Genomic DNA, 26,776 nt, shown 5'->3' on the forward strand with positions numbered 1-26,776 from the left:
TCGCCATGCAACCTGATGTGACCGTGCAACCTGAAGTGGCAGGGCGGGGCGGGGTCCGGGTCCTGCGCCCGGAGTCCCCCCGCGAGGCCGTCACCATGGCCCGGCGTTTCGGTGGCACCTACGTCGCAGGTGCCAGCTGGCTGCAGCCGGTCTGGGAACGGCGCCAGAGCTGGCCTTCCTGCCTGGTGGCCCTGGATCCCGGCTGGCCGGGGTTCCGGGGCATTGACCAGGACGAGGGCGGGCTCACCATTGGTGCGCTGACGACGCTGGACGAGCTGGCCAGCCATCCGCTGGTTCACGACCACCTGCCGGGCCTGGGGACCTTGCTGGACCAGGTGGCGGGGCCGGGGGTGCGTCGCCTGGGAACGGTGGGCGGCAACCTGTGCGCCGGGGGCGACCTGTCGGCCCTGTTCCTGGCCCTGGATGCCCGGCTTCACCTTGTCGGTCACCACGACCCGAAAGGCGAGAGCCTGGTGGTGTGGGACGCGGCCGACCCCGGCGTCGATCTGATCCAGTCGGTTACCCTGCCCGATGCCCGGCCATGGCGTATTGCCGTCGACAAACTGGGTCACCGGGAGCGCTTCAGTCCCACCCGGGCGACGGTGGCCTGTGTCCATGACGGCGAGCGCGTACGGCTGGCGGTGTGTGGGGAAGGCGGGCCAGGCCGACTGTCCATCAGCGAGGCGGCATTGAACGATGGCCACTCCCTGTCCGGGGCGGACCGAATTCAGATCCTGGACACCGAGCTGGAATTCCGTGGCTGGCAGGATCCGACCCTGCGCCTGGCCATCCAGCGGATGGTGGATTACCTGCTGGCGGAGGTGGGCCATGGCGTCTGATACCCCTGGGAGGATGGTCACTCTCGGCGCCGATGCCCCCGACGGCGGCGGTCCGTCGCCGGAGCTTTATCGCCGCATAGAGGGTCGACTGAGCTACCCCACCGATCTTCTCGATATCCCGGGATTGTTGCAGGGGGCGATCCTGCGCAGTGAATACGCCCATGCCCGGCTGCTGCGAGTCGATGCAAGCCGAGCCCGTGATATGCCGGGAGTGCATGCAGTGGTGACCGCCGACGATGTGCCCGGGCTCAACCGGTTTGGCATCGTGGTGCGGGACCAGCCTGTGTTCTGCGAGGATCGCGTGCGCTACGAGGGCGATGCCATTGCCGCCGTGGCGGTGGACACCCGGGCCCAGGCCCGGGCGGCGCTGGCGGCCGTCGAGGTGGCGTACGAACCGCTGTCACTGGTCACCGACCCCATGACGGCAGAGCAGCAGGTGCCCCTCCATGAGGGTGGCAACCTGCTGGCACAGGAGACTTTCCACCGTGGTGATCCGGAGCAGGCCTTTGCCGCCTGTGCGGTGGTGGTGGAACACGACTACCGGACGCCCCGGCAGATGCATGCCTTTATGGAAACCGAGGGCGGCATCGCCATACCCGATGACGCCGGTGGTGTGCACTTCCGGGTGGGCTGCCAGTCCGGCCACCGGGATGCGGAACAGCTGGCCGACATCCTGGCACTGGCGCCCGGGCAGGTGACCGTGGAAGCCATGGCCACCGGCGGTGCTTTTGGTGGCAAGGACGAACTGACGGTGCAGCCGGCGGCGGGCATCCTGGCCCTGAAAACCGGCTGTCCGGTGATGATCCACCTGGACCGTTTCGAGTCCTGCCGGGCGGGCATGAAGCGACATCCCGTGACGGCGAGGATGACCACCGGTTGCGATGCGGACGGGCGGCTGCTGGCCCATCGGGTGGAGGCGGTGCTGGACACCGGCGCCTACGCCAGCCTGGGTCCGGCGGTACTGGAGAACTTCCTCGACCACGCCAGCGCACCACTGTACCGGATCGGTGCCTATGCGGTGTCCGGGCGGCTGGTCTACACCAATAACGGCGTCTGCGGCGCTTTCCGGGGCTTCGGCGGCAACCAGGCCACCTTCGCCGTGGAATCCCAGCTGGACGCCCTCGCCCGGGAGCTGGGGCTGTGCCCCCGGGAACTGCGGCGCATCAATCTGCGGTCGGTGGATGAACCCGGTAGCCGCCATCAGCCCGTACGCTGGACGGCCCCACCCGTCCAGGTGCTGCGGAAGGCGCAGGCATCGTCCTTGTGGTCACCGGAGACAGTTCCCCGGGGGCGCTGGCTGACGGGTACCGGCATGGCCATGGGTGCCCAGGGCAACGGGCTCGGCGACGGCCTGCCGGATGCCGGTGGTGGCCGCATCTCCCTGAGCCGTGAGGGCCGTGTCCGGGTGGAATTCGGATTCTCCGACTACGGCCAGAACATTGGCGAGGCCATCACCCATTCCGTGTGTGCGGTACTGGGCTGCCAGGGGAGTGACGTGGAGGTGATGCTGGGGCATTCCCGGGGGCCGGATTCCGGGCCCACCAGCGCCTCACGCAGTTCGGTGCTGGTCCACGGTGTGCTGGCCGGTATGCTGCCCCGGTGGATGGAGGCGGTAAGGTGCCAGGCCGCCGAACTGACCGGTTATCCCGGCGATGACCTGGCCCACGGCCCCGGAGGTGTCTTCCACCAGGGCCGCCAGGTGCTCAGCTACCGGGAACTGGCGGAGCATGGGCGGCGGGAAGCGATGGTGGCCGATGCCCGCCAGGATTTTCCCGTAGCGCCGGGCCAGGACCACCCGGTGGGGCGATACCTGCAGCTACAGATTGCCACCGTGGCCAGGGTGATGGTGGACCGCCTGACCGGTCGTGTCAGGGTGACCGATCTCCACCACATCACCGCCGCCGGCCGGGTGATCTATCCGCCCGGTTATCTTGGACAGATTGAGGGCGCGGCGGTCATGGGCCTCGGTATGACACTGACCGAGGACATGCCGGCGGAGGAGGGCCGTCTGCGGCGGGACAACCTGGACCAGTACCTGATCCCCACCTTCCATGACGCGCCGACGCAACGGGTTGATGTGCTGGACGGGACCCCCGAAGACGATCCCTTCCCGGTGCGGGGCGTGGGCGAGCTGGGCATTGAAGCCGTCGCGCCGGCCATCACCGCGGCCATCGAGGCCGCAACGGGCGTCCGCATACGAACGTTGCCGGTTGACCCGGGCGTTCTGCTGACAGCCATCCATGTCCGGGAGACCGCGTCATGAATGATCTGTACAGGGCCCCGGAGCCCATCACCTTTGAACTGAACGGGAAAACCGTCACCCGCTCGGTGCCCGCCGCCACGCCGCTGTTGGACCTGCTCAGGGAGGACGGCCAGTGCACCTCCGTGCGCCCCGGCTGCCGTATCGGTCGTTGCGGTGTCTGCAACGTACTGATGGACGGGCAGGCAATGCCGGCCTGCCTGATCATGGCCTGGCAACTGCCGGGCCGTCGGGTTGAAACCGTGGAAGGCCTGGCCGGTGACCCCGACTTCCTGAAGGTGCGCCAGGCTCTGGCGGAGGAGAGCGCCCTGCAGTGCGGCTACTGCACCCCCGGTTTCGCCCTGTCCCTGGTGTCGGGGCTGCGGGAGCGTCGGAATGGCAACCCGGTGGACCTGGGCGAGGCCATCGCCGGCAACCTCTGTCGCTGCACCGGTTACGGCGGCCTGAAGCGGGCCGTGGAAAAACATCTGAGCCCCTGTCCATCGATGAGTACCGGGGCCGGCAACAGCAACCCGATTCCAGGAGAACCAGAGTGACCGCAACACCCGCCGGCAACCGCCGGACCCTATTGTGCGCCGATGCGGTGCTGCCCATGACTCCGGGCGATCCGGTGATCACCGACGGCGCCGTGCTGGTCAGTGGCGACACCATCGAGGCCGTGGGCCCCCGCTCGCAGCTGGAACCGCAGGCCCCGGATGCGGAGCGTCGGGAATACGGGCGCGCCGTGCTGATGCCCGGCCTGGTCAACACCCACAGCCATTCCGGCCTGTTGCGGGGGACCGCGGAGGAATTGCCGGTATGGGAGTGGCTGCAGAAATACATTGACCCCATGCACCGGGTGCTCAGGCCGGACGAGGCGGAGACCGCGTCCTGGCTGTGCTACGCCGAGAGCCTGCTGGCCGGCACCACCACGTCCGTGGATATGTGGCGGTATATGGCCGGTTCCGCCCGGGCCGCCGAAAAGCTGGGCAACCGTGTGGTGATGGTGCCCTACGTGGGCGAGGCCGAAGGCCATGACTACTTCGACACCCTGGACGACAATGAACGACTGCTGGACCAGTGGCATGGTGGCGCCGGTGGCCGGGTCCAGGTCTGGGTGGGGCTGGAGCACCAGTCCTACGCCACGCCGGCGGCCTGTCGCCGGGCGGTGGCGCTGAGCAATCACTTCCGGACCGGGCTGCACACCCATTCCAACGAGGCCGAGATTGAACGGGCGGAATCCCAACGGCTCCACGGGCTCAGCCCGATCCGCGCCCTGGAGAAACTGGGCCTGCTGTCGCCGGAGCGGGTGCTGCTGGCCCACTGCGTATGGCTGGATGACGACGAAATCCGGGCGCTGGCGGATTACAACGTGGGCGTGGCCCATAACCCCTGCAGCAATATGAAGCTGGCCAGCGGCTCGGCGCCAGTGGAAGCCATGATCGAGGCCGGCATCGCGGTGGGTATCGGTACCGACGGCGAGAAGGAGAACAACAACCTGGACATGTTCGAGGAGATGAAGTTTGCCTCACTGCTGGCCAAGCTGCGCAATATGGATGCGTCGGCGTGGCGGTCCTGGGACGTGCTGCGGGCGGCGACCATCGAGGGCGCCCGCGCCCTGGGCATGGAGCGGGAGATCGGGTCCCTGGAACCGGGCAAGCAGGCGGATATCATTGCCGTGAAGGCGGATACGCCGAGGATGACGCCGTTTATCCCGTCCGGGGCGCTCCAGAACCTGCACTACAATCTGGTGCATTCCACCCTGGGTGGTGATGTGACCATGACCATGGTGGCGGGCAGGATCGTGACTGAAAATCAGGTGCTGCTTAGCGGTGACCTGCCGGCCTATATCGATGAAGCGAACGCTGCGGCCGTGCGATTGCTGACACGTCGGGATGACTGGCTGGCCAGTCAGGACGAGGCCACCTCACTGGCCTGAAGGCCGGTGGAGGGAAACGAGGATGCGGAGGGCGCCGGGCCCTCCGCGGTTGGCTGAATCAGACGGACAACAGGACGAAATCCTCCTTGGTCACCAGACACTCCGGGCACATCCAGTCATCCGGGATGTCCTCGAAGGCGGTGCCGGGAGGAATGCCCGAGTCCGGGTCACCCACGGCCTCGTCATAGATCCAGCCGCACACCTGACAAACCCACTGGAGGGATTGGCCGGTGTCTGCCGCCTTCTCCACCGCAGAGCTGGTGTCGTTGGCGGCCGTTTCGTCCCGCACCTGCTGAAGCCGGCGCTCGAAGGCCAGCCGGCCCTTCTGTTCCAGTTCGAACGCTTTTATCACCCGGTCCCGCACCCGGGCCTGCCGGTCAGCGGTGGTGGCGTAACGGTGCACGGCCATCCGCCCTAGGGACACGTGGAACTTCTCGTCCGGGATGATTTTCTCCAGCACCGCTCGGGTACTGTCGGGCACCCGGGGCAGCAGGCCGTCGAAGGCATCCATGGCGCCCAGTTCCCCGGTGATGTTATGGGCGGCCACCCGTTCCAGGGTGTCGTCGCCGGCGGCGTAGAACTCGCTCACCCAGGCCACCCATTCCGGTTCCGGTGTCCAGCCCTCCATGCTGGTGCCGAGGGACTCCAGGTGGGACAGGATCAACTGGTAATGCTTGCCTTCATCGGCCACCTGCCGACAGAGCCCGACGAACACTTCCGGCTCCGGCGTATCCCGTAACCAGGAGCCGATAAAACCGGCGGCTTCCTGCTCGTACCAGCACTGGAACTTCAGCCACTCGATCAGTTCAGCCCGTTCCAGGGGCTGGTAGCCACCAAAGCTCTTCTCCGCCTCGGAGAGGGCATCACGGCGGCTTTCCAGCGTGCTGACCAGGTTCTGGTAGAAGGCCTTCGGGTCCTCTGCGGACGATGTTTCCGCTGCTGCCGTACTCATACCGCCTCCTTCATCTCTGCCTGAAGGGCTTTCTGGTCATGGACGGCATCGTGCCACTGGCCGTTGCGCAGGCAGCCTACGGCCCGCAAACGGCGGTCAGCGGTGATTTCCTCGTGGCCGTCGGAGAGGGTGCAGGAACCTTCCTCGATATCCAGCACGCTGACCTCGGCGGCCCGGCCGGGCGTCAGGGTTCCATACTGGTCTTCGCGGTTGATGGCTCTTGCCGCGTTGATGGTGTTCATGGCGATGACCTGCTCCAGGGGCACGTCCAGCGCCCAGAGCTTGGACATGGTGGTGGACAGGGAATGCACGGGGCCGTCCACATTGAACACGTTCAGGTCCGTGGAAATGGTGTTGGGCATGTAGCCCCGTTCGATCAGGCGCCGGGCGGTGCGGAAGTGGAAATCGCCGGCGGAGTGGCCGATGTCCATCAGGACGCCGCGATTATAGGCATCGATGAACGCCTGGGTGGGTTCGCCCCGGGCGTCCAGTTGCCCGCCACCGCCACGGCAGGCGTGGGTAATGATGTCGCCCTTGCGTAGTTGATAGAGGAGCTTTTCCGTTTCCAGCACCGGTGTGTGGGGGAAGGACCCCAGGTGAATCATGATGGGCAGGTCCGGGGCGATCTGGTGGGCGGCCTCCAGGAAAGGCGAGCGGTCCGGGTTATCGGTAATGGTGGGCCGTACCTTGAAGCCGACGATGACGTCCCGGTTGGCGTCGACCACCTCCTTTGCGGCGTCGATGTCGATATTGCGTTCGTCATCGGCGATGCGCAGGTAGTGGCAGATAAAGGTCTTGTTGGCCAGGTAGATCTGGGACGGGTCCATCAGGGCGAAGATCCTGGTTTTGGTGTCCGGGTGATCGATGATCCCCTTGCGGGCCAGGCCGAAGATGGTGGTACTGGTGGTGCCGGCGTCCACGATAATGGGGACGCCGGAATCCACCCCCATCAGGTCGGTGGGCAGGCAGAAATCCCCCAGGCCGGTAAAACAGTGGGTGTGGATATCGATCAGGCCGGGAGTGACCAGCTTACCGGCCACGCTTCTCACCTGGGCATCGGGATAGCGGGTGCCGGCATCCGGCCCTACTTCCAGTATGGTATCGCCCCGGGTGACCACATCAGCGACGTTGTCGGTTCCGTTGGCCGGGTCGATCACCCGGCCACCCGTAAGTACAAGAATGGCATCTTGAGCGGAAGGCATAGCATTCCTCCGGTATTTCACGAGAACCGTACGCCACCGCGGCGTTATGACAGAGGAATGTCATCTTGACTCAGGAGTCTGATCCAGGAGGTTCTCTCGGCCCGGAAATTCCCTGAACAGAATTTTGCAGGATACATGCCAGGGGGCACCAGACCGCTGTTTTGGCGGTTCATTGCCTGATGACGGATCACCTGTGTGGCCCGTTGGGGTGCAGTCATCCCCGTTGTGACAGCTATCGGTGCATCGATATGGCGCCAGGAATCAGCCGGCGTCGCCACCGGCGGCCAGACTGTCATCGATACCGTCATTGGCAGCCGACCGCTGACGAATGGCGCGAATACGACGGTCCAGTGCCAGCCGCCCCTTCTGCTCCCGTTCGAAGGCGCGCATGACCCTGGCATGGGTTTGGGCCTGTGTCTCCAGGGTCGTGGCGTACCGGTTCGCCACCATGCGCCCAAGGGTGACCTGTAGTGCGGTATCCGGGCGCAGTTGTTCGAGAACAGTGTGGGTTCCCTCGGGTAGTCGGGGTATCAGCCCATCCGGTACCTCCATGATGCCAGAGTTACCGGCCAGGTTATGGGCAATGACCCGCTCCAGGGTATCGGATCCGCTGGCGTGGAACTCGCTCGCCCAGTTCACCCACTCCGGTTCCGGCGACCAGTCCGCCATGGAGGTGCCCAGGGTGTCCAGGTGGGCCAGCAATCGCCGATGGTGACGCCCCGCCTCGGCCAGCTGTCTGCGCAGGGCCGTGAGAATGTCGGGCTGGGGCACGTGATCGAGCCAGGAATCGATGATGTCCGTTTCCTGTCGACGATACCAGCACTGGAACCGGAGCCATTCGACAAGCTCCTCCCAGGCGAGCGGTTGGCGCCCGTTGACGGTATGGGAGGACCCGATAAGGGCGTCCCGTCGGGCGGTCAGGGTCAGGGCCAGGTCGTCGTAGAAGACGGTGGGGTCCTTGGCTGGCCGTGGCCTGAGTGTCGCGGTAATCATGCAGCCTCCTTGGGTAACCCCTGGCTGGCGGGGCGTTGGGGATCAATGGGTGTTTACAGCGGTTTTGCACGATGCATGCCACGAACTGTTGACGTTTTGTTATCCCCTTAAAATGATGAGCATACGGTCAGGTAAGCTGGAAGGTTGTGGTGCGCGGAATGAGCGGATGATCGTTAACGGTGCGCCAATACCCGATACCAGCTTTATTGATGGGCGCCGGAATCAGGGGGCTGGCGGACGGATGGCCGTGGCATAGTGATTGCTTTAAAAACTGATCATTTGGTCAGGAAGTTTCAGGAGTCTCCATGCCCGGTTTTGCGATCCGTCATGCCGCGATTTTCACGGTCGACCCCCATGATCGGGTCATTCCGGACGGCACCCTGGTGGTGCAGGATGGTGTGATTACCCAGGTGGGGGATGATCGGGCGGTCACTGTGCCCGAAGGCTGTGAGGTTATCGACGGGCGGGGCCACGCGCTGCTGCCCGGACTGATCGACTGCCACTCCCATTCCAGCCTGATGCGGGGCGTGACCGAGAACATGCCGCTGATGGAGTGGCTGCCCTGGTACCAGTTGGAACATCGGGCCATGACCGAGGAATTCGCCTACCATTCGGCCCGCCTGTGCTACCTGGAAGCGCTGCAGTCCGGCACCACCTGCGTGATGGACATGTTCCGCTACATGGACCGGTGTGCCGATGCCGCCGCCGAGCTGGGCCTGCGGGTTCAGCTGGCGCCCTACGTGGCGGACCGCCCCGGCAAGGATTTCTTCGCCACCCGGGAGGAGAACCGCCGGCTGATCCATAGCCATCATGAGACCCAAGGCGGTCGCATCCGCGTGTGGATGGGGCTGGAGCACCTGTTCTACTGCACCGAAGACGCCTATCGCGAGGCAGCGCAACTGAGTGGGGAATACGGGGTGGGTGTTCACACCCACTGCAGCGAACAGAAGGAAGAAGAGCAGGCAGTCACCGCCGAGCTGGGGCGACGGTCCCTGGCCATGCTGGATCACTACGGCATTCTTGGCGAGCGCACCCTGCTGGCCCACTGTGTCTGGCTGAACAATGACGAGATTGCCCGGGTAGCGGACACCGGTACCAGCATCGCCCACTGCCCGGTGAGCAACGCCAAGCTGGCCAGTGGGGTGGCACCGGTGCCGGAGATGCTGGCCACCGGCGTCACCGTGGGCCTGGGTACGGACGGCCCGGTGTGCAACAACAGCCTGACCCTGTTTGAGGAGATGAAGTTCGCCTCCCTGATCCAGAAGGCCACCCGGCTGGACGCCACCGCACTCCCCGCAGACCAGATCCTGCGCATGGCGACCATCAATGGTGCCAAGGCCCTGGGGCTGGACCATGAGATCGGCTCGCTGGAGGTGGGCAAGAAGGCGGACCTGTTATTGCTGGACCTGGAAAACCCCAACCTGACCCCGGTGAGTATCGATGAACAGGGTGGCAACCTGCTGTGGAACCTGGTGTTTGCCGCCGGTACGACCAACGTGGCCGGGGTCTGGGTGGATGGCCGCCGGCTGATCGATAACGGTAATGCCACGCTGGTGAACGGCGCCAGGGTGATCGCCGAGGCCCAGCACCAGGGGCTGGCCCTGCACGAGGCCTGCAGGAAACTTTCCCATACCCGAACGTCCATGGTTTGAACACGAGAACAGTCTGGAGTAACCCCATGTCATCACTTCCCATTATTTCCCTGGCCGGCCTACGCAGCGACGACCCGACCGAACGACAGTCCACAGCCGCCGAGCTGGGCCGTGCCTGCCGTGAGGTGGGCTTCTTCTACGTCACCGACCATGGCATTCCGGATGAGGTCTGCCAGGGGGCCTTTGACCTGGCGAAGCAACTTTTTGCGCTACCGGCAGAGGACAAGGAACCCCTGTCCATCAAGCGCTCACCCCATAACCGGGGCTACGTGGCCATGGCGGACGAGAAGCTGAATCCGGAGTCCGGGGCTGACATGAAGGAGGCGTTCAATATCGGCACCGACTTCCCGGCGGATCACCCGGACGTGCTGGCGGGCAAGCCCTTCCGGGGCGTGAACTTCTGGCCGCCCATCAACGGCTGGCGCCAGCAGGCCCTGGACTACTTCAACCACTGCCTGGAGCTGGGGCGGACCATCCACCGGGGGTTCAGCCTGGACCTGGGGCTGGAGGAGGATTTTTTCGCGGGTCACCTGACCCTGCCCATCGCCACCCTTCGCATGCTGCGGTACCCGCCCAGTGCCGGCAAGCTCGAGCGCGAGGATGGCGGTGCCGGCACCCACAGCGACTATGGCAATGTCACCATCCTGGCGACGGACGAAGTGGCGGGGCTGGAAGTGCTGAACCGCCAGGGGGAGTGGATCCAGGCACCCCATGTTCCGGGTGCCTTTGTGTGCAATATTGGTGACTGCCTGATGCGCTGGAGCAACGACACCTACGTGTCCACGCCCCACCGGGTGAGGCCGCCGGCGAAGGAGCGATACTCCATCGCCTTTTTCCTGGAAGTGAACCCGGACTCGGTGGTGGACCCGCGGGAGATCGTGAAGGATGAGACGCCGAAGTACGAGCCGATTACCTGCGCCGAGTACCTGGCGTCACGGCTGAATGCCACCTACGATCACCGCAAGCCATCATGAGCCGGCGGCTGCCCTCATGACGCTGACGTGGGCAGCCACCACTTTCCAGCCATCGGCGAACCGTACCCAGGTCTGCATCTGGCGCCCCTGGTCGTCGGTCTCGCCATCCCGGAACCGGGTGCTGACAGTGGCGAATGAATCACCGAACGTGGTCACCACGGTGCCATGGAGGGTCCGCCCCGGGCCTACCGGCTGGCATCGCCGGCGATAGGCCTGGATGGCGTCCGCGCCATAGAGGTTTTCCGTCACGCCGAAGCGCACGGTGAATTCCGAGTTCCAGAAATAGCCATCCAGTATCGCCAGGTCGTTGTCGATCAGCGCCTTCTCATAGGTTTCAAAGGCGTGGGTGACACTGGCGACCGTGTCCGGCTGATTGATGGTCAGGTCAGTCATTGTCGGGTCTCCGTCGTTGCCATGCTGGCCATGTACCGGCGCCATCCGCCGGTGTCGCTGATATCGGTGGCACCGTCCATGCCGCAGGGTTCGCAGATGAAGCCGGTGCACCAGGTGCCGTCTTCCAGCTCCAGCTGGCCGATGCCCAGGGGGTGGGGAATGCCGGCAACAAAGCTCCCAAAGCGGTCCTCAGGCATGCGCCATACTTCCACCTCGATGGCGGCGCCACGGTCTTCGGTGCGGATCAGTCCTGGCCGGTAGGGAGGCCCTCCGGCCAACGCATAGAACCGGTATCGTGGGGCGGTGCGGGTGCGTTTCACCAGCACGGCGCCACGGTCGGTCAACTGGTGATTCAGTGGGTATCCGGCGAGGTGGGCGCCGCAGACGGCGACCTGCAACGTGCGCAGCGGTTGCGGTGGCTGTTCATCGGGTAACGGGTCGCTGGTGGCTCCCACCGTATCGGTAACCCGGTGGTGCAGGCGGCCAGCCAGGCCATTGAGCGTGCTGTCGCTCCAGGCGGGACCGAACAGGGTGACTCCCCAGGGCATGCCGTTGTCGAGGAAGCCGGCCGGCACCGACACCGCCGAGTAATCCAGCAGGTTCATGAAATTGGTGAAAGCACCCAGACGGGCGTTGAGGGCAACCGGATCGGCCATCATGTCGGCGATGGTGTAAGGCGCCGGACAAGTGGGGGTAAGGATGGTATCCAGGGTTGCCAGTACGGCATCGGTCCGGCGTTTCAGAGCCGCCAGCCGGTACCTGGCGCTGAAGGCATCGCCGGCTGTGAACTGATCGCCTGCGGAGAGGACATCGCGGACCACCGGGTGGACCTGGTCCGGGGTATTCACCAGATCGTTGATCGCCAGTTGCCGTTCGCTGACCCAGGGGCCGTCGTAGAGCAGGGCCGCAGCCTCCGAGAAGGGTGTCAGGTCGATGTCCACGGCAGTCCCGCCAAGGGCCTCCAGGTGTGCGACGGTCGCATCGAACAGGGCCTGTGCCTCCGGGTATTCAACCAGTCCCAACTGATCGGCGGCGGGAACGCCAAAGCGGAAGCTCTGACCCATCAGGCGTTTGGGTGGCTGTTGGTGCTCCTGCCAGGCATCCGTCGGGTTGCGTCGGTCAGCCAGGGTCAGCACACGGTCGGCCTGGGCGGCGGTGCGGGCGAAGATTGAGACACAGTCCAGGGTCTGGCAGGCGGGTACCACACCTTCCACGCTCAGCCTGCCCAGGGTGGGCTTGAGGCCGACAATGTGATTCAGGGCTGCGGGTACGCGACCGGAGCCGGCGGTATCCGTACCCAGGGCGAAACTGACCATCCCCAGGGCCACGGCGACGGCGGAACCGGCGGAGGAGCCGCCGGAAATCCAGTCCGGATCAAAGGCGTTACCACAGGGGCCGAAATCGGAGCGGGTGCCATTCAGCCCGGTGGCGAACTGGTCCAGGTTGGTTTTGCCCACCGGGATGGCACCGGCGGCCAGCAGTTGCTCCACCACGAAGGCGCTGGCGTCCGGAACGATGCGCACGTGCCGGTTGGCGACGGTGGTCGGAATACCCCTCAGGTGAATGTTGTCCTTGATGGCAAAGGGCACGCCATACAGGGGGAGGGAATCCGGCGATTCCCCTTCCAGGGTCTGCAGGAAGGGTTCCCGTTCATCGGGGGTGAGGTAGTGGATCCAGAGGTTGCGATCGGTGAACGCCGCCTGATAGTCGTCCAACCGGTCCAGTAGCTGGCGGGGTGTCAGCCCGCCGCTCCGGTACAGGGACTGGAGGTGGTCGATATCCAGCCGCACGGGCGGGGTGAAATCCTTGGTCATAGGGACTCCAGTCGTTGCAACAGGCTGCCGGAATCGGTGACCGCGCCAAACACGCCACCCTGCATCTGGATCATCTTGATGGCGTGGTCATGGTTGGCCTGGTCGGTGGCGCCGCAGCAGTCTTCCACCAGCACGCACTCGAAGCCCCGGTCATTGGCATCCCGCATGGTGGTATGCACGCAGACATCGGTGGTGATGCCGGTGAGTACAAGGTTCCGGATGCCCCGGGTCCTGAGGATCAGCTCCAGGTCGGTGGCGTAGAAAGAGCCCTTGCCGGGCTTGTCGATGATGGGTTCACCGTCCGTTGGATAGAGTTCCGGGATGATGTCCCAGCCTGGCTCCCCCCTTACCAGAATGCGCCCGCAGGGGCCGGGGTCACCGATGCCGGCGCCGATCTGTTGCGAGCGCCAGCGTTTGTTGGCGGGCAGGTCGCTGAGGTCCGGGCGGTGACCCTCGCGGGTATGGATCACCGGCATGCCCAGGGCCCGGAAGCGCGCCAGCAGCCGGCCAATCGGTTCGATGGGCGCCCGGGTCAGGGACAGGTCATAGCCCATGGTGTCGACATAGCCGCCCTTGCCGCAGAAATCCGTCTGCATATCGATGATGACCAGGGCGGTGTTGAGTTTGTCCAGGTTGTTGTCCCAGGGCCAGGCGTAGGGACGTGAGTCCAGGGTGGAGGTCATGGTGATTTACTCCTGAATCGGTCGTAGGGGGCCGAGGGCGGACAGCAGCTGGTCGGATGTGGCCGTGGCACCGAACAGTCCGCCTTGCATCTCGGTCATGGTGAAGATCGCATCCCGGTGCCGGGTCTCGGTGGCCGCGGTACAGTCCCTCAGGATCAGCGTTTCCAGCCCCCGGTCATTGGCATCCCGGATGGTGGTATGCACGCACACGTCGGTGGTCAGGCCCGCGACAATCAGGTGAGTGATGCCCCGCAGCCGCAGGATGTGGTCCAGGTCGGTGGCGTAGAAGGCGCCCTTGCCGGGCTTGTCGATCACGATTTCGCCGGGCGCGGGAGCCAGTTCCGGGATAATCTCCCAGCCAGGCTCACCACGAACCAGGATTTTGCCCAGAGGGCCCTCGTTGCCGATGCCGGGGCAGACCTGTTCGCTTCGCCACTGCTTGTTGTCGGGCAGGTCCACCAGCTCCGGCCGGTGGCCCTCACGGGTGTGGATCACCAGCGAGTCCGGCAGCGCGCGGAACGCATCCAGCACCCGCCGGATCGGTTCGATCGTCGCCCGGGCCGGGGTCAGGTCGACGCCCTGGGAGTCGATATACCCCCCGGGCGCGCAGAAATCCTTCTGCATGTCGATGACCACCAGGGCAAGTCTCCGGGCGTCCACCGGCGCGATGCACGGCCAGGCATAGGGCCGTGCATCGGGGATCATGACGGTATTCGGGGTGTTCACTTCAGCCGTCCCTCGACGCCTTCCACCAGGAAGTCCATCTTCTCGGTTTCTTCCAGGGTCATGACATCGCCTTCCGCCACCAGCACGGTGCCATCCTGGGCAACCACCGGGCCGGCCCAGACGCGGAATTCTTCATCCATGATGGCCTGTTGGCGGTCCAGCACGGTCTGCTGGTCTTCCTCGCTCACCGCGCTGCCGAAGTCGCTGAGCCTGGCGGCGCCGGTCAGCAGGTCACCACGTAGGTGCTCGGACTTCCAGGTACCGTCCTGGGCGGAGTTGACGATGTCCACCATCATCGGTCCCCAGTTCCAGACGGCACCCACCAGCCAGCCTTCCGGCGCGAACTGGCTGGCATCGGCGTGATAGCCCACGGAGTAGACGCCCCGGCGCTCCGCCACCTGCACGTAGTTGATGGGGGAGTCCACGTGACCGGTCAGCACATCGGCGCCATCACTGATCAGGGCTTCCGCCGCTTCCGCTTCCTTGGTGGGGTCGGACCAGCTGGAGGTCCAGATCACCGAGGTGGTGACGTCCGGATTGACACTCCGGGCGCCCCGGGTAAAGGCGTTGATGTTACGCAGCACCTGCGGGATGGGGTGGGCGGCGATAAAGCCCAGCTGGTTGGTCTCGGTGGTCAGGCCGGCGGCAACACCGGACAGGTACATGGCCTGGTCGATCTCGGCGAAGTAGGTCATCAGGTTGTCGGAAGTCTTGAGACCGCCGGAGTGGGCGAAATGCACCTCCGGATACTTCTCCGCCACCTTCAGGGCGTGGTCCAGGTAGCCGTAGCTGGTGGGGAAGACCACCTCGACACCGGAGCGCACCATGCGCTCCATAACCCGCTGCACATCGGCATTTTCCGGGATGTTCTCGAAGTAGACGGTTTCCACGTCGTCCAGATGCTCTTCCAGGTACAGTCGGCCCTGGTCCTGGGCGTAGTTGTAGCCGTAATCGGTTTTGGGGCCAACGTAGATGAAGCCGACCTTGGTCTCGGCGGCTACCGGGAGACTTGCGGCGAGAATGGACGTAGCCAGTAGGGTGCGGATGGCTTTTTTCATGAGGATTCTCCGTTTGATGGTTGTTTCAGTCAGTTATCGGGCACTCTGGAAGACCACCCTGAGACCGGCCGGCATGCCGCCACCGCTGGCCCTCAGGCCGCGATAGCTGAGCATCAGCACGCTCAGGGGTATCAGATAGGGAAGGGTTGCCAGCAGGTAGGGGGAGATATCGACACCCCAGGACTGCAGTTTCAGGTTGAGGGCTTCGGAGGCCCCGAACAGCAAGGCGGCCGGCAGGGCGTACCAGGGGTTCCAGCGGGCGACGATGACCAGCCCGACGGCCACCAGCCCGCGGCCGGCGGTCATGCCTTCCACCCAGTTGGCGGTGTAGTCCACGGCCAGCGCGGCGCCGGCGAAACCGGACATCAGGCCGCCAAAGGCAATGGCGGCGAGCTGGTAGGGCACCGGGTTATGGCCCAGGTTGCGGGTGATGTCCTGGGATTCACCGGTGGAGCGCCAGCGCAGGCCGAGCCGGGTGCGGAACAGGAAAATGGAGATCGCCGGGATCGCCAGCAGTGTGATCAGCACGGTGGGGGTGATGGGGCCGAGGAACTGTCCCAGCAGCGGGATATCGCTGACGAAGGTCTGGTTCAGGTTGCCGAGGGTGTCGATCTTGTCGCCCACAAAAGGGATGCCGTAATAGGCGCTGAGCCCCCCGCCGAGGATCAGTACCGCCACGCCACTGGCGATCTGGTTGGCGCCACAGCCCAGTACCAGAGTGGCGTGCACCATCGACAGGGCCGTCCCGGCACCACAGGCGGCCAGCACGCCGAGCCAGGGGTCGCCGGTGACGGAGGCCACCGCAAAGCCGGTCATTGCCCCCAGCAGCATCTGGCCTTCCACCCCGAGGTTAATGACGCCGCTGCGTTGGGTCATGGCTTCACCCAGTACCACTGCCAGTACCGGCGTGGCACTGCGCAGGGCGGCAAACAGTAGGGTGAGGAGTTCAGTGATAAACGATTCCATACAGGTTCCTCTGGATTGCTTTCAGGCGACGGTGCGATCAGGCCTCGCGGCGCCTGGCCCACAGGCTGGCCACCGCCAGCACGATGATGAACAGCAGCGCCTGCAGGATGTCGGCACTGGCCTTGGGGAGCTGGGCATACAGCTGCAGCGAGTCCGCCGACGCCAGCAGGCCGCCCATCAGCACCGACAGCGGGATGATGCGCAGGAAGTGCTGGCCGGCGAGCCAGGCCACCAGGAAGCCGGTCATGCCGTAGCCGCTGGCGAGGCCGTCCTGCAGGCGGTTCTGGATCACCGAGGCTTCCGCGATGCCGGCGAGCCCGGCCAGTAGTCCGCCGACAGCCATGACGATCAGCACGTTACGTTCGTAGGAGATGCCGGCAGTGGCGCCCACCCTCGGATTGCTGCGGCTGACCTGAAGACCCAGGCCCCAGCGGCTGCGGGTGACCAGGATGTGCAACACGATGGCGGCGACCACACCGAACACCAGGCCCATATGGACCCGGGTATCAAAGAACTGGGGCAGGATGGCGCCTTCCGGGAATTCAATGGTGGCGGGCCAGCCCAGGGAGTTGGGGTTCTTCCAGGGACCGTGGACCACGAAGCTGACCAGCAACACCCCCACGTAGTTGAGCAACAGGGTGGAGATGGTTTCGTTCACCCCGAGGCGGGTCTTGAGGAGCCCGGGGATCACGCCCCACAGGGCCCCACCCGCCATGGCCCCGGCCAGCATCAGGGGCATCAGCAGCCAGCCGGGCTGATCCACCGCCGCCAGCACGGCACCGGTGCCGAACAGGGCGCCGAGGTAGAGCTGTCCCTCACCACCCACGCTGATCAGGCCCAGGCGGGCCGGCAGTGCCACCGCCAGTGCGGTCAGCAGGATGGGGGCGGTCTTGACCAGGGTCTCGCTGAATGAATAGCTGTCACCAAAGGCCCCCATGACCATTTCCTGGAACAGAGGTATCGATTCCCGGCCATTGATGGCAAAGAAGGCCAGCGCCGCCACCACAAAGGTGGCTGTCATGACCAGAACGGCGCCGGTCGGGCCACCCAGCAGGCGCAGTCCGAACCTGACGAAAGGTTGGGTAATCGTTGTCATGATGCGGTCCTCGCCTGGGATTCAGCGGGTGTCTGTGCCGGAGGGACTTCTGTAGCGGATGGCTGTTCACCGGTCATGGCACGACCGATATCCAGCCGGTCGCATTGCTGCGGGTCGAACATGCCGGACACCCGGCCGCCCTGCAGAACCGCAATGCGGTGGGCATAGGACATCAGGTCGTCCAGGTCTTCGGAAATCCACAGCACGGCAGCCCCGTCACGGGCCTTGGCGAACAGGGCCTGGTAGATGTCATGGGCGGCACCGGCGTCCAGTCCCATGGTGGGGTAGGCGGCCACGATCAGGTCCGGCTGGCCCTGGAGTTCACGGCCCACCACGAGTTTCTGCAGATTACCGCCCGACAGCTGGCCGGCCTGCAGGGCCGGATTGTCGGGGCGGACCTGGTAACGGCGGATGATGTCCCGGGTGTTCTCTTCCACCGGTTCCCAGGCGGGAAAGAAGCGAAGCTGGCGGAAGTGGGAGAGGGCGACGTTGGTGGTCAGTGACAGGTCGCTGGCCACCGCATTGACCGCCGGCTGCTCGGGAATGTAGGCCACCCGGTCTGAGGTCCGGGGCGCGCGACCGGCCGCATGAAGACTGGTGCCGTCGATAATGACCTCGCCCTGGCTCAAGGGCGTCAGGCCCACCAGTGAGTCGGCCAGCAGGTGCTGGCCGTTGCCGGAAACCCCGGCAATGCCGAGGATCTCGCCCGGGCCGATATCGAGGTTGATGTCCTCGACTGACTGGACGCCGTGGCGGGCATGCAGGTTGCGGATGCTGATCCGGGGCGGCTTGCCCGCAAAGTCCGACCGGGTATCGGTATCAATGTCGGAGCGCTGGCTGCTGTCACCCATCATCAGGCTGACCAGTGAGGCCTCGCTGCACGCCTCCCTGGCCAGGGTCTGTACCATCTGGCCGGCCCGCATTACAACCACGCGATGGGCACAGGCCATGACGTCCTGCATCTTGTGGGTAATCAGCACCACTCTGCGGCCGGCCTCGGCCAGTTTGCGGATCAGCCCCCAGAGGCGTTCCGCTTCCTGGGGCGGCAGTACTGAGGTGGGCTCATCCAGGATCAGCACCCTGGCGTCCAGGTTCAGTACCTTGACCAGTTCCAGCAGTTGACGCTGTCCGACGGACAGGTCCCGCACCAGGGTATCGGGATCCAGGCCCGGAGCGAGCTCCTCCAGATAAGCGAGTACCTTCTGTTGTGATGCGCCTTCGCCAAACAGGCGACGGAAGGTCCAGAACGGCGGCCTGGGGTAGGCCAGCAACAGGTTGTCCAGCACTGACAGGGCCGGTACCAGGTTGAACTGCTGGAACACCATGCCGATGCCCAGCGACATGGCCTTCTGGGGGGAGTCGATGCTGGTTTCCCGGCCATTGATGAGGATGCTGCCTTCGTCTGGTGGGTAGAGTCCGAACAGCATCTTCATCAGGGTGCTCTTGCCGGCGCCGTTTTCGCCGAGCAGGGCGATGACTTCACCCTGGCGTATATCCAGGGAGATACCATCGTTGGCGGTAACCTCCCCGAACCGCTTGGTGATGTTGTAGAGCTGGATCTCCATGCGAGCAAGCCTTGAGTTGGATTATTTGTTGTATACAACATTGCATGGTTCGTGCCATCTGCTCCTGAGGCTCGTGGGGCCGGGGTTGATGACGGCGTTCATCCTGTTCCTTGCGTAATAAACGAGCAGTGACGCTGTTTATGGCGACCTTTTATGGTGCGGGAATCCCGCGTTTGCATCCCCGTGGTGCGCAGTAGGCGGGCCCGGGAGTTATCAGAGTGATTGAAATCCGGGGTTTCTTGATGAATGATGTATGCAACAGAGCCGCAGGGAACGAATCATGACCGAATCACCCAGGAAATGGACCACTGACCGCATCTACCAGGACCTGCGCCAGGGCATCATGAATCTTGAGCTGTATCCCGGCAGCCGGGTCACCGAAACCGAGCTGGCGCAGCGCTTCGGGGTGAGCCGGACACCGGTGCGGGAGGCACTGCAACGGCTGGCGGTGGAGGGCTACCTCACCATCCGGCCCAAGCATGGCTGCTACATCCGCCAGCTCGACGTGTTTGAGCTGGCGGAGTACTACGATGTCAGGGTTGGTCTGGAGCTTGAGGGTATTGCCCTGATGGGGCAGCGCATTCCGTACCGGGAGGTGGCACAGTTGGCGGAGGACTGGGACCCCGAGCGGCTGGGGTACGGCGTGGAGGGCTCGGAGCAGTTCAAGGATGCGGAAGAGTCGTTCCATATCCGGCTGGCCGGGCTCTGTGGCAACCCGGTGCTGGTCCAGTACCTGCGGGACGTCAACAACCATATCCGCATCGTGCGCCGCCTGGGGCTGCCGGACCGGGACAGCGTGATGAAGACCTATCGGGAGCATCACGAGATCTGCCAGCGCATCCTGGCCAACGACCTGGATGGTGCCACCGCCATGCTGCGTGCCCATATCCATGAGAGCCAGGCCAAGAGCCGTGAGGTGACCCTGGCCCAGCTGGAAATGCGCCGGCGTGAGCGGGCCATGGAGACTGAGTCCAGCGCCGGCTGACGGTCGCCTGGCATGCTTCCTGCTCATCCGCTTCCGACATTGTCCTATCGAAACAGGAGTGGAAGCGGAATGAGCGGATTAGGTGGTTTGAACAAGTCCCCGAATGGGGTGGTGATCGGACTGGTGCAGTTGCAGCTGCCAGACGTGGCAACGCCAGAACAGTTGCAGGCCCAGACTGCACGTGTGTGTGACCTGGTCGGTAAAGCCCGCCGACAGTCCCCGGTAATGGACCTGGTGGTGTTTCCCGAGTACTGCCTGCATGGCCTGTCCATGAACATTGATCCGGCCATTATGTGTGACCGCGATGGCCCGGAAATGGCCGCGTTCCGCCAGGCCTGTCGTGAGCATGATATCTGGGGCTGCTTTTCCATCATGGAGCACAACCCCGGAGGCAATCCATACAACACGGGGGTAATCATCGACAATACCGGTGAGGTGCGCCTGTTCTATCGCAAGTTGCATCCGTGGGTGCCGGTGGAACCCTGGGAGCCAGGCAACCTGGGTATTCCGGTGTGCGACGGCCCCAATGGCAGCCGCCTTGCGCTGGCCATCTGTCACGACGGCATGTTCCCGGAAGTGGCCCGGGAGTGCGCCTACAAGGGGGCCAACATCATGCTGCGCACGGCCGGTTACACCCCGCCCATCCGCCATGCCTGGAAGATCACCAACCAGGCCAATGCCTTCTGCAACCTGATGGTCACCGCCAATGTCTGCCTGGCCGGTAGCGACGGTACCTTCAACTCCATGGGCGAGGGCATGGTGGTCAACTTCGATGGCCAGCCCATGGTGGAAGGCAGCGGCTTTGCGGATGAGATCATTACCGCGGAAGTGCGCCCCGACCTGGTGGACGAGGCCCGTATCCACTGGGGTGTCGAAAACAACATCTACCAGTTGGGTCACCGGGGATATGTGGCGGTGAAGGGCGGAGCCGGGGATTGCCCGTATACCTTCATGCAGGACATGGTGAAGGGGGAGTACCAGTTGCCCTGGGACAATGACGTGACGGTGGTGGATGGCCGGGACTTCGGTTTCGAGCCACCGGTGCGGGAGTACACATCTGATCGGTAACGGCGCGAGCCAGGGCCGGGGCAATGCCCGGCCCATAGCTGATGTGCCCGGAGGCTGATTTACGCTATCAGTCCTGCCTTTGCAGTCTTTGCAGTATCTTTTCCGTGGTCACAACCTCACCAAATTCGTAGGCAAACGTGGTCAGTGCCGGTTCAGTTTCGGCATGGTTCAGGCTTCCTGTGTTGGCACGGGGGACGGTTGAGTGGCGTCACGGTGGATGGCGTAAGGCCCCCAGGCCTGCCTGACCGGTACCATTTCCACCCGGTTGATGTTGATGTGATCCGGCAGGTTGGCGATATGGGCAATCTGCTCGGCCACGTCCCATGCGGTGAGGGGCACCGTGCCCTCATAGACGGCCTCGGCGGCTGACCGGTCACCACCATTGCGGACCACCGAGAATTCGGTTTCGGCGATGCCGGGGGCCAGGTCCGTCACCCGCACACCGGTGCCCTGGAGGTCGCTGCGCAGATTGTAGGAAAACTGTTTGACGAAGGCCTTGGTGGCGCCATAGACGTGGCTGCCGGGGTAGGGCCATTCACCGGCGGTGGAGCCCATATTGATAATAGTGGCGCCGGCTCCGGTCCGAATCAGGTGGGGCAGCAGGGCATGGGTGACGTTCACCAGGCCGGTGATATTGGTGTTGATCATGGTGTGCAGGTCGGATAACGCCACCCGTTGCATGGCATCGGGTGCCAGGGCGAGTCCGGCGTTGTTCACCAGTGTGTGTATATTCCGGAAGTTCTGCGGTAGTGCGTCGACGGCCTTTCTGACGGCATCCGAGTCCTGAATATCCAGCGTCATTGTGTGCACGGGAACCAGGAAACTGAGTTCGTCCCTGAGGGCCTGCAGACGTTTGTCCCGCCGTCCGCTGATCACGACGGACCAGCCGTCGCGGGCGAATAGACGGGCAGTGGCGGCGCCAAAGCCTGAAGTGGCACCGGTAATAAACAGAGTCTTTTTCAACGTATTCTCCAGGAATCCTGTTTGGGGCGTCAGGTGCGTTCTTCACGGATAAAGGGGGTGCCCAGGGCACCCGGCTGACTGCTGGTGTCCCTCTTGCTGGCCGCTACCCAGATCATCACGCCCAGGGTGATGGCGTAGGGCGCCATGAACACGAAGTACTGGGACAGCTTGATGCCGGAGGCCGCCAGCTGGGGGATCAGCGCTTCAATGCAGCCGAACAGTATGGCGCCGGCCAGTGCCTTCCACGGCGACCAGCGGGCGAAGATCACCAGGGCGACCGCAATCCAGCCGCGACCGCCGGTCATATTGGCAATCCACAGTTTGGTGCTGAGTACCGAGATAAAGGCCCCGGCCAGGCCAATCAGGGCGGCGCCCACCACGATGGCGGCAAGACGGTAGCCCAGCACGGGGATGCCCGCTGCATCCGACGCCTGGGGGTTCTCCCCCACCGCCCGCAGCCGCAGCCCCGGCGTCGACCGATACAGGGCCCACACGGTGACCAGGAAAATCGCCGGCGTCAGATAGACGACGATATTCTGTACGAAGAAACGCCCGACATACGGCAGCTCGGATAATGGCCACAGGGCAATGGAGTCCAGTCCCGGAACCGGCTGGTTGGTCCACCCCATCAGGGTACCGAAGAGGGTGCTCAGGCCCTGGCAGAAGAACACCAGCACCAGGCCGGAGATGACCTGGTTGATGCGCATCACCAGCACCATCAGCGCAAATAGCAGGGACACCACGCTGGCGGCCACCATGGCCATGATCAACGCCACGGCGTTCTGCTCAAACGTCAGGTAGGCACCAATGCCGGCGACGGCACCGACCAGCATCAGACCCTCGGCCCCGAGGGCGAGGACGCCGGATTTCTCGGTGATGATCAACCCCAGGGCAGCAAGGGCGAAGGGCACGGCGAATTCGGGGATGTTGCCGATCCAGCTTGTAATCAGGTCCATGGTCAGTCTCCCGCCTGTACGCGGCGAATGCGGTGACGGATAAAGAAGTCGGAGGAGGCCACGCAGATCACCAGTACCGCCTGGATCAACTGCACCATGGCGAACGGGATCTGGTAGAACACCTGCAGGCTGCGTCCGGCCACAAACAGGGTGGCGATGAGTAGCGCGGCGCAGGTGGCGGCAATGGGGTTGTTGCGAGCCAGGAACGCGATCAGGATGCCGGAGAACCCGTAGCCCACGTAGAAGGAGTGGGTCAGCCGGCCTTCCTGACCGGCGGCCACCATCAGCCCGGCCAGGCCTGCCAGGGCGCCGGAGAACAACACCGCCAGCAGGATGGTGCGTGCCACCGGTACGCCCACCGACCGTGCCACCTGGGGGCTCTTGTCCACAAAGCGCAGATACAGGCCGCCACGGGAGATGCTCACAAACCACAGCACCAGCAGGGCGGTGCCGATAGCGATGGGGATCGACAGGCTCAGGCCATTGGCCAGGTCAGGCAGTAGCTCAAAGCTCTCGTACTTCGGGGAATAGGGGAACGCATCCTTGGGATCCTTCCAGGCGCCGTACATCAGGTGCAGCAGGAAGTTGATGGCGATGTAGTTCAGCATCAGTGTCGAGACGATCTCGTTCACCTGCAGTTTCAGTCGCAGCAGCACCGGAGCCACCGACCACAGCAGGCCGCAGGCCATGGCGGCGATGATCATCAGCGGCAGGCGCATGGCGGGGCTGCCAATTTCCCACATTGTGATGGCGGTGGCGCCGATGGCACCGAAGATCATCTGGCCTTCCAGGCCCAGGTTCCAGAACTTGGCGCGGAATGCCAGGCAGCCGGCCAGGCCCACCATAATGAGTGGTGATGCCTGAAACAGAACCGCCTTCAGGCTCTGGGCGTCAAACAGGGTCAGGAACACAAATTCGTTCAACAGTTCGCCGGCAGGCACGCCGGCCCACACCAGGATGGCGCCGGAGATCAGCAGGCCCAGGACCAGCGAGACGGTCAGGATCATCGCCTGCCAGGGCCAGGCCATCTGCTGGCGCACCTCCAGGGTGTACCGGCGGTTCATCAGGGGGCGTCGTAATGCAAGTTCAGACATGATTCACCATGGCTTGTCCAATGGCCTGACGGTCGGCCGGCTGGGAAAATTCGGCCACGATGCGGCCGGCGGACATGACCCCGATCCGGTCGGCCATGGCCATGACTTCGTCCAGGTCCTCGCTGATCAGCAGGACGGCAGCGCCATCGTCCCGGGCGGCCCGCAGACGTTCCCGGATAGCCTCGGTGGCTTTGACATCCAGGCCCCGGCTGGGGCTGTGGGCGAGCACCAGTCGGGGCGGGCGGCTGAACTCCCGGGCGATCACCAGTTTCTGGGCATTACCGCCGGACAGCAGGGCGGCCTTCTGCTTGAGTGAGCGCACGCCCTGGACATCGAACTGGTCAACCGCTTCAGCGGCGTCCGCCTCGATGGTGCTTTTTTTCAGGTACCAGAAGGGGCCGTAGCGGCCGGAGTGGATATCGCCGAGGGCAAAGTTGTCGGCGATGGAGAGCGGGCCCGCCAGAGCCGAACCGTAGCGGTCGGCAGGAATCGAGGCGATTCCCAGGGCACGGCGCCGCGCCGCGTCCAGATCGGCAAGGTCGCCTTCGCCGATGATTTCCATCTCGCCCTGTACCGGTTCCGGTATGCCCATCAGGGCATTGGCCAGTTCGCTCTGGCCGTTGCCGCCGACACCGGCGATGCCATAGATCTCGCCCCGGTTCAGGGTCAGGTCCAGCCCATTGAGGGCCCGGCGACCGTCGGTGCTGGTCAGGCCACTGACCCGAAGGTAGGGCTCGCCGGGTGTCCGTTCGGCACTGGGCTGGTCGGCGTTGGTGGTGGATTCGCCTACCGTCAGGCGGACCAGTTCGTCCACCGATACCGAATCCGGCCTGAGGCTGGTGACGGTGCGGCCGCCGCGCATAATGGTGACCTGGTCGGCATAACGCAACACGTCGTTCATCTTGTGGGTGACCAGGATGACGGCGGCGCCCTCCCGGGCAAACCCCTGGACGGTGGTCAGCAGGCGCTCGGCTTCCTCTTCGGTCAGCACGGCGGTGGGCTCATCGAGGATCAGCACCTTGGCACCTGCCAGCAGGACCTTGAGAATCTCCACCCGCTGCTGTTCAGCGATGGAGAGCTGATGAATGGGGGCATCGGGGTCGATATTGAACCCGATGCGGTCGGCCATGGCACGGATGTCATCAGACACCCGGCGCAGGCGCTCCCGGTAAAGCCCGCTGGTCTGGATATGGCCCAGGTTGAGGAGGATGTTCTCGGCCACGGTGAAGGGTGTCACCAGCTTGAAATGCTGGTGCACCATGCCGATGCCGAGTTTCGCGGCCTCCTTGGGGCCACGGAGCTTGACCGGGTTGTCATCAATGAACAGCGATCCGCCTTCGGGGCCATAGAGGCCGGCCACGATGTTCATCAGGGACGACTTTCCGGCTCCGTTTTCCCCCAGCAGGGCATGGACTTCTCCCCATTTGGCGGTGAATTCAGCATCAGCGAGGGCCCTGAAACCATCGAAGGTCTTGCTGACGCCATTCAGCTGGATCGCGTTCTGTTGACTCATTGCTGTGTGATCACTCCGTCAACGAACCAATCCATTTGCCAGAGTTCGCCATCCGGGATGCTCTCACCTTCGGCCGCTTTCACATTGCCGTCCTGGTCACTGAGGGGGCCGGCGTAGATGTCCAGCTCACCGTTCATGAGTTTTTCACGGGCCGCCATGATCCGGGCTTCCTCGTCGTCACTGATGTTCGGGCCACAGCAGGCGATGTCGGTGCCGCCCTCTTCCATGGACAACAGGGCGCCGTTTTCCCGGGGTACCCAGTTGCCGGCAATGATTTTCTCCAGCTCGGTTTTCAGGAAACGGTCCCAGACCCAGACGGATGAGCAGACGGTGGCTTCCGGTGCAAACTCACGGAAATCCCGGTGATGACCGGTGCCATAAACGCCGTTTTCCTGGGCGACCAGCTGCGGGGTGGGGGTATCCACGTGCTGGCCGATCACGTCGGCGCCCTGGTCAATCAGGGCCTTGGTGGCTGAGCGCTCCTTGGTGGGATCGTTCCAGGCCCCGGTGTAGACCACGGTAACGGTGGCATCGGGGTCGATCTCACGGGCCCCCATGGCGTAGGCATTGATCGTCCAGTTCACCTGGCCGAACGGGTTGGCGGCGACGAAACCGAGTTTGCCGGTTTCCGAGGCGGCGCCGGCGGCCATGCCACAGAGATACTGGCTTTCATAAGTGCGGCCATAGAACGACAGCAGGTTGGGGCCATTGGTGGTGCCGGAACCGTTCAGGAAGGCCACGTCCGGGTACTCTTCGGACAGCGACTTGAAGGTATCGGAGTAACCGAAAGCAGTGCCGATGATGATGTTGGCGCCGCGCTGGATGAAGCGCTCAACGGCCGGTCGAATCGCGGAGGCGGATTCGGGCACGCTCTCCACATACTGGATCTTGATGTCCAGCTTGTCCTCCAGGCGCTGGCGGGCTTCTTCAAAGGCCTGGGTCCAGCCGCCATCGTTGGTGGGTGAGATATACAGCATGGCCACTTTGGGTGGCCCGTCGAGCGTAAGGCCCTCGGCGGCCGCGGTGTTTGCCAGGCCAAAGAAGCTGGCCAGCGCGAGACAGGCACTGAGTACGAGGTTTCTCATTATGGATACTTCCTTTGGTTG

At 64.3% G+C, this 26,776-nt stretch carries 24 protein-coding genes; 8 read left to right on the forward strand and 16 right to left on the reverse strand.

All coding sequences use genetic code 11. The annotated features are described in order from the left end of the window. Positions 1-5: 5 nt before the first annotated feature. Genes RO069_RS10190 through RO069_RS10205 form a run of 4 tightly spaced genes read left to right on the forward strand, consistent with a single transcriptional unit; the run spans position 6 to position 5,017 of the window. Entirely contained in the window at positions 6-839 is an 834-nt protein-coding gene (locus RO069_RS10190; protein WP_328187256.1) for an FAD binding domain-containing protein, read from the forward strand. Beyond that, positions 829-3,102 (forward strand): xanthine dehydrogenase family protein molybdopterin-binding subunit, encoded by a 2,274-nt coding sequence (locus RO069_RS10195; protein ID WP_328187258.1) that lies wholly within the window; start codon positions 829-831, stop codon positions 3,100-3,102. The genes RO069_RS10190 and RO069_RS10195 overlap by 11 nt, the downstream gene beginning before the upstream one ends. Continuing rightward, on the forward strand, positions 3,099-3,635 hold the full coding sequence (locus tag RO069_RS10200) for a (2Fe-2S)-binding protein (protein ID WP_328187260.1): 537 nt from the start codon (positions 3,099-3,101) through the stop codon (positions 3,633-3,635). Before RO069_RS10195 ends, RO069_RS10200 begins: the two co-directional genes overlap by 4 nt. Continuing rightward, complete coding sequence (locus tag RO069_RS10205; protein ID WP_328187262.1) at positions 3,632-5,017, forward strand: amidohydrolase family protein; 1,386 nt, start codon at positions 3,632-3,634, stop codon at positions 5,015-5,017. Before RO069_RS10200 ends, RO069_RS10205 begins: the two co-directional genes overlap by 4 nt. 58 nt (positions 5,018-5,075) lie before the next feature. Here RO069_RS10205 and RO069_RS10210 read toward each other — a convergent pair whose 3' ends face one another. The 3 genes from RO069_RS10210 to RO069_RS10220 form a co-directional block, all read right to left on the reverse strand. Continuing rightward, positions 5,076-5,969, reverse strand: coding sequence for a rubredoxin (locus RO069_RS10210; protein WP_328187263.1), 894 nt, complete (start codon positions 5,967-5,969; stop codon positions 5,076-5,078). Beyond that, positions 5,966-7,171, reverse strand: coding sequence for an amidohydrolase/deacetylase family metallohydrolase (locus RO069_RS10215; RefSeq protein ID WP_328187264.1), 1,206 nt, complete (start codon positions 7,169-7,171; stop codon positions 5,966-5,968). Before RO069_RS10215 ends, RO069_RS10210 begins: the two co-directional genes overlap by 4 nt. Before the next feature lie 261 nt (positions 7,172-7,432). Continuing rightward, complete coding sequence (locus RO069_RS10220) at positions 7,433-8,164, reverse strand: hypothetical protein (protein ID WP_328187265.1); 732 nt, start codon at positions 8,162-8,164, stop codon at positions 7,433-7,435. A gap of 305 nt (positions 8,165-8,469) precedes the next feature. On the opposite strand from RO069_RS10220, the gene RO069_RS10225 reads away from it, so the two are divergent. Further along, positions 8,470-9,816, forward strand: a complete 1,347-nt coding sequence (locus RO069_RS10225; protein ID WP_328187266.1) for an amidohydrolase family protein — start codon at positions 8,470-8,472, stop codon at positions 9,814-9,816. Positions 9,817-9,842: 26 nt separating this feature from the next. Beyond that, entirely contained in the window at positions 9,843-10,790 is a 948-nt protein-coding gene (locus RO069_RS10230) for an isopenicillin N synthase family dioxygenase (RefSeq protein WP_328187267.1), read from the forward strand. On the opposite strand, the gene hpxZ is transcribed toward RO069_RS10230, so the two are convergent. The 8 genes from hpxZ to RO069_RS10270 are packed head-to-tail and all read right to left on the reverse strand — an operon-like array spanning position 10,785 to position 19,091. Then, the gene (gene hpxZ, locus RO069_RS10235; RefSeq protein ID WP_328187339.1) at positions 10,785-11,174 is read right to left on the reverse strand and encodes an oxalurate catabolism protein HpxZ; all 390 of its coding nucleotides are present in this window, start codon (positions 11,172-11,174) and stop codon (positions 10,785-10,787) included. The two genes, RO069_RS10230 and hpxZ, sit on opposite strands and share 6 nt — an antisense overlap. 5 nt (positions 11,175-11,179) lie before the next feature. Then, on the reverse strand, positions 11,180-12,997 hold the full coding sequence (gene atzF, locus RO069_RS10240) for an allophanate hydrolase (RefSeq protein ID WP_328187269.1): 1,818 nt from the start codon (positions 12,995-12,997) through the stop codon (positions 11,180-11,182). Then, positions 12,994-13,680 (reverse strand): biuret amidohydrolase, encoded by a 687-nt coding sequence (gene biuH / locus RO069_RS10245; RefSeq protein ID WP_328187271.1) that lies wholly within the window; start codon positions 13,678-13,680, stop codon positions 12,994-12,996. The genes atzF and biuH overlap by 4 nt, the downstream gene beginning before the upstream one ends. Positions 13,681-13,686: 6 nt before the next feature. Continuing rightward, positions 13,687-14,385: a cysteine hydrolase family protein gene (locus RO069_RS10250; RefSeq protein WP_442915361.1), complete on the reverse strand. Its 699-nt coding sequence runs from the start codon at positions 14,383-14,385 to the stop codon at positions 13,687-13,689. A 17-nt stretch (positions 14,386-14,402) separates the two neighbouring features. Then, positions 14,403-15,464, reverse strand: coding sequence for a BMP family ABC transporter substrate-binding protein (locus tag RO069_RS10255; RefSeq protein WP_328187274.1), 1,062 nt, complete (start codon positions 15,462-15,464; stop codon positions 14,403-14,405). Between the two features lie 33 nt (positions 15,465-15,497). Continuing rightward, complete coding sequence (locus RO069_RS10260; protein ID WP_328187276.1) at positions 15,498-16,430, reverse strand: ABC transporter permease; 933 nt, start codon at positions 16,428-16,430, stop codon at positions 15,498-15,500. Positions 16,431-16,467: 37 nt separating this feature from the next. Beyond that, entirely contained in the window at positions 16,468-17,526 is a 1,059-nt protein-coding gene (locus RO069_RS10265) for an ABC transporter permease (protein ID WP_328187277.1), read from the reverse strand. After that, entirely contained in the window at positions 17,523-19,091 is a 1,569-nt protein-coding gene (locus RO069_RS10270) for an ABC transporter ATP-binding protein (RefSeq protein ID WP_328187279.1), read from the reverse strand. The genes RO069_RS10265 and RO069_RS10270 overlap by 4 nt, the downstream gene beginning before the upstream one ends. A 280-nt stretch (positions 19,092-19,371) precedes the next feature. Here RO069_RS10270 and RO069_RS10275 point away from each other — a divergent pair, with 280 nt between their 5' ends. Continuing rightward, a complete protein-coding gene (locus RO069_RS10275) occupies positions 19,372-20,076 on the forward strand; it encodes a GntR family transcriptional regulator (protein WP_328187280.1) in 705 nt (234 codons plus the stop codon). A 69-nt stretch (positions 20,077-20,145) separates the two neighbouring features. Continuing rightward, positions 20,146-21,144, forward strand: coding sequence for a formamidase (locus RO069_RS10280; RefSeq protein WP_328187281.1), 999 nt, complete (start codon positions 20,146-20,148; stop codon positions 21,142-21,144). Between the two features lie 168 nt (positions 21,145-21,312). Here the strand turns inward: RO069_RS10280 and RO069_RS10285 are convergent, their stop codons facing one another. Genes RO069_RS10285 through RO069_RS10305 form a run of 5 tightly spaced genes read right to left on the reverse strand, consistent with a single transcriptional unit; the run spans position 21,313 to position 26,755 of the window. Beyond that, the gene (locus RO069_RS10285; protein WP_328187282.1) at positions 21,313-22,107 is read right to left on the reverse strand and encodes an SDR family NAD(P)-dependent oxidoreductase; all 795 of its coding nucleotides are present in this window, start codon (positions 22,105-22,107) and stop codon (positions 21,313-21,315) included. Between the two features lie 29 nt (positions 22,108-22,136). Then, positions 22,137-23,063: an ABC transporter permease gene (locus RO069_RS10290; protein WP_328187283.1), complete on the reverse strand. Its 927-nt coding sequence runs from the start codon at positions 23,061-23,063 to the stop codon at positions 22,137-22,139. Between the two features lie 2 nt (positions 23,064-23,065). Beyond that, the gene (locus tag RO069_RS10295) at positions 23,066-24,157 is read right to left on the reverse strand and encodes an ABC transporter permease (RefSeq protein ID WP_328187285.1); all 1,092 of its coding nucleotides are present in this window, start codon (positions 24,155-24,157) and stop codon (positions 23,066-23,068) included. Further along, positions 24,150-25,670 (reverse strand): ABC transporter ATP-binding protein, encoded by a 1,521-nt coding sequence (locus RO069_RS10300; protein ID WP_328187287.1) that lies wholly within the window; start codon positions 25,668-25,670, stop codon positions 24,150-24,152. Before RO069_RS10300 ends, RO069_RS10295 begins: the two co-directional genes overlap by 8 nt. Next, positions 25,667-26,755, reverse strand: a complete 1,089-nt coding sequence (locus RO069_RS10305) for a BMP family ABC transporter substrate-binding protein (RefSeq protein ID WP_328187288.1) — start codon at positions 26,753-26,755, stop codon at positions 25,667-25,669. Before RO069_RS10305 ends, RO069_RS10300 begins: the two co-directional genes overlap by 4 nt. Positions 26,756-26,776: the final 21 nt, after the last annotated feature.

Source organism: Marinobacter sp. OP 3.4 (genome assembly GCF_036224885.1).
Taxonomy (GTDB): domain Bacteria; phylum Pseudomonadota; class Gammaproteobacteria; order Pseudomonadales; family Oleiphilaceae; genus Marinobacter.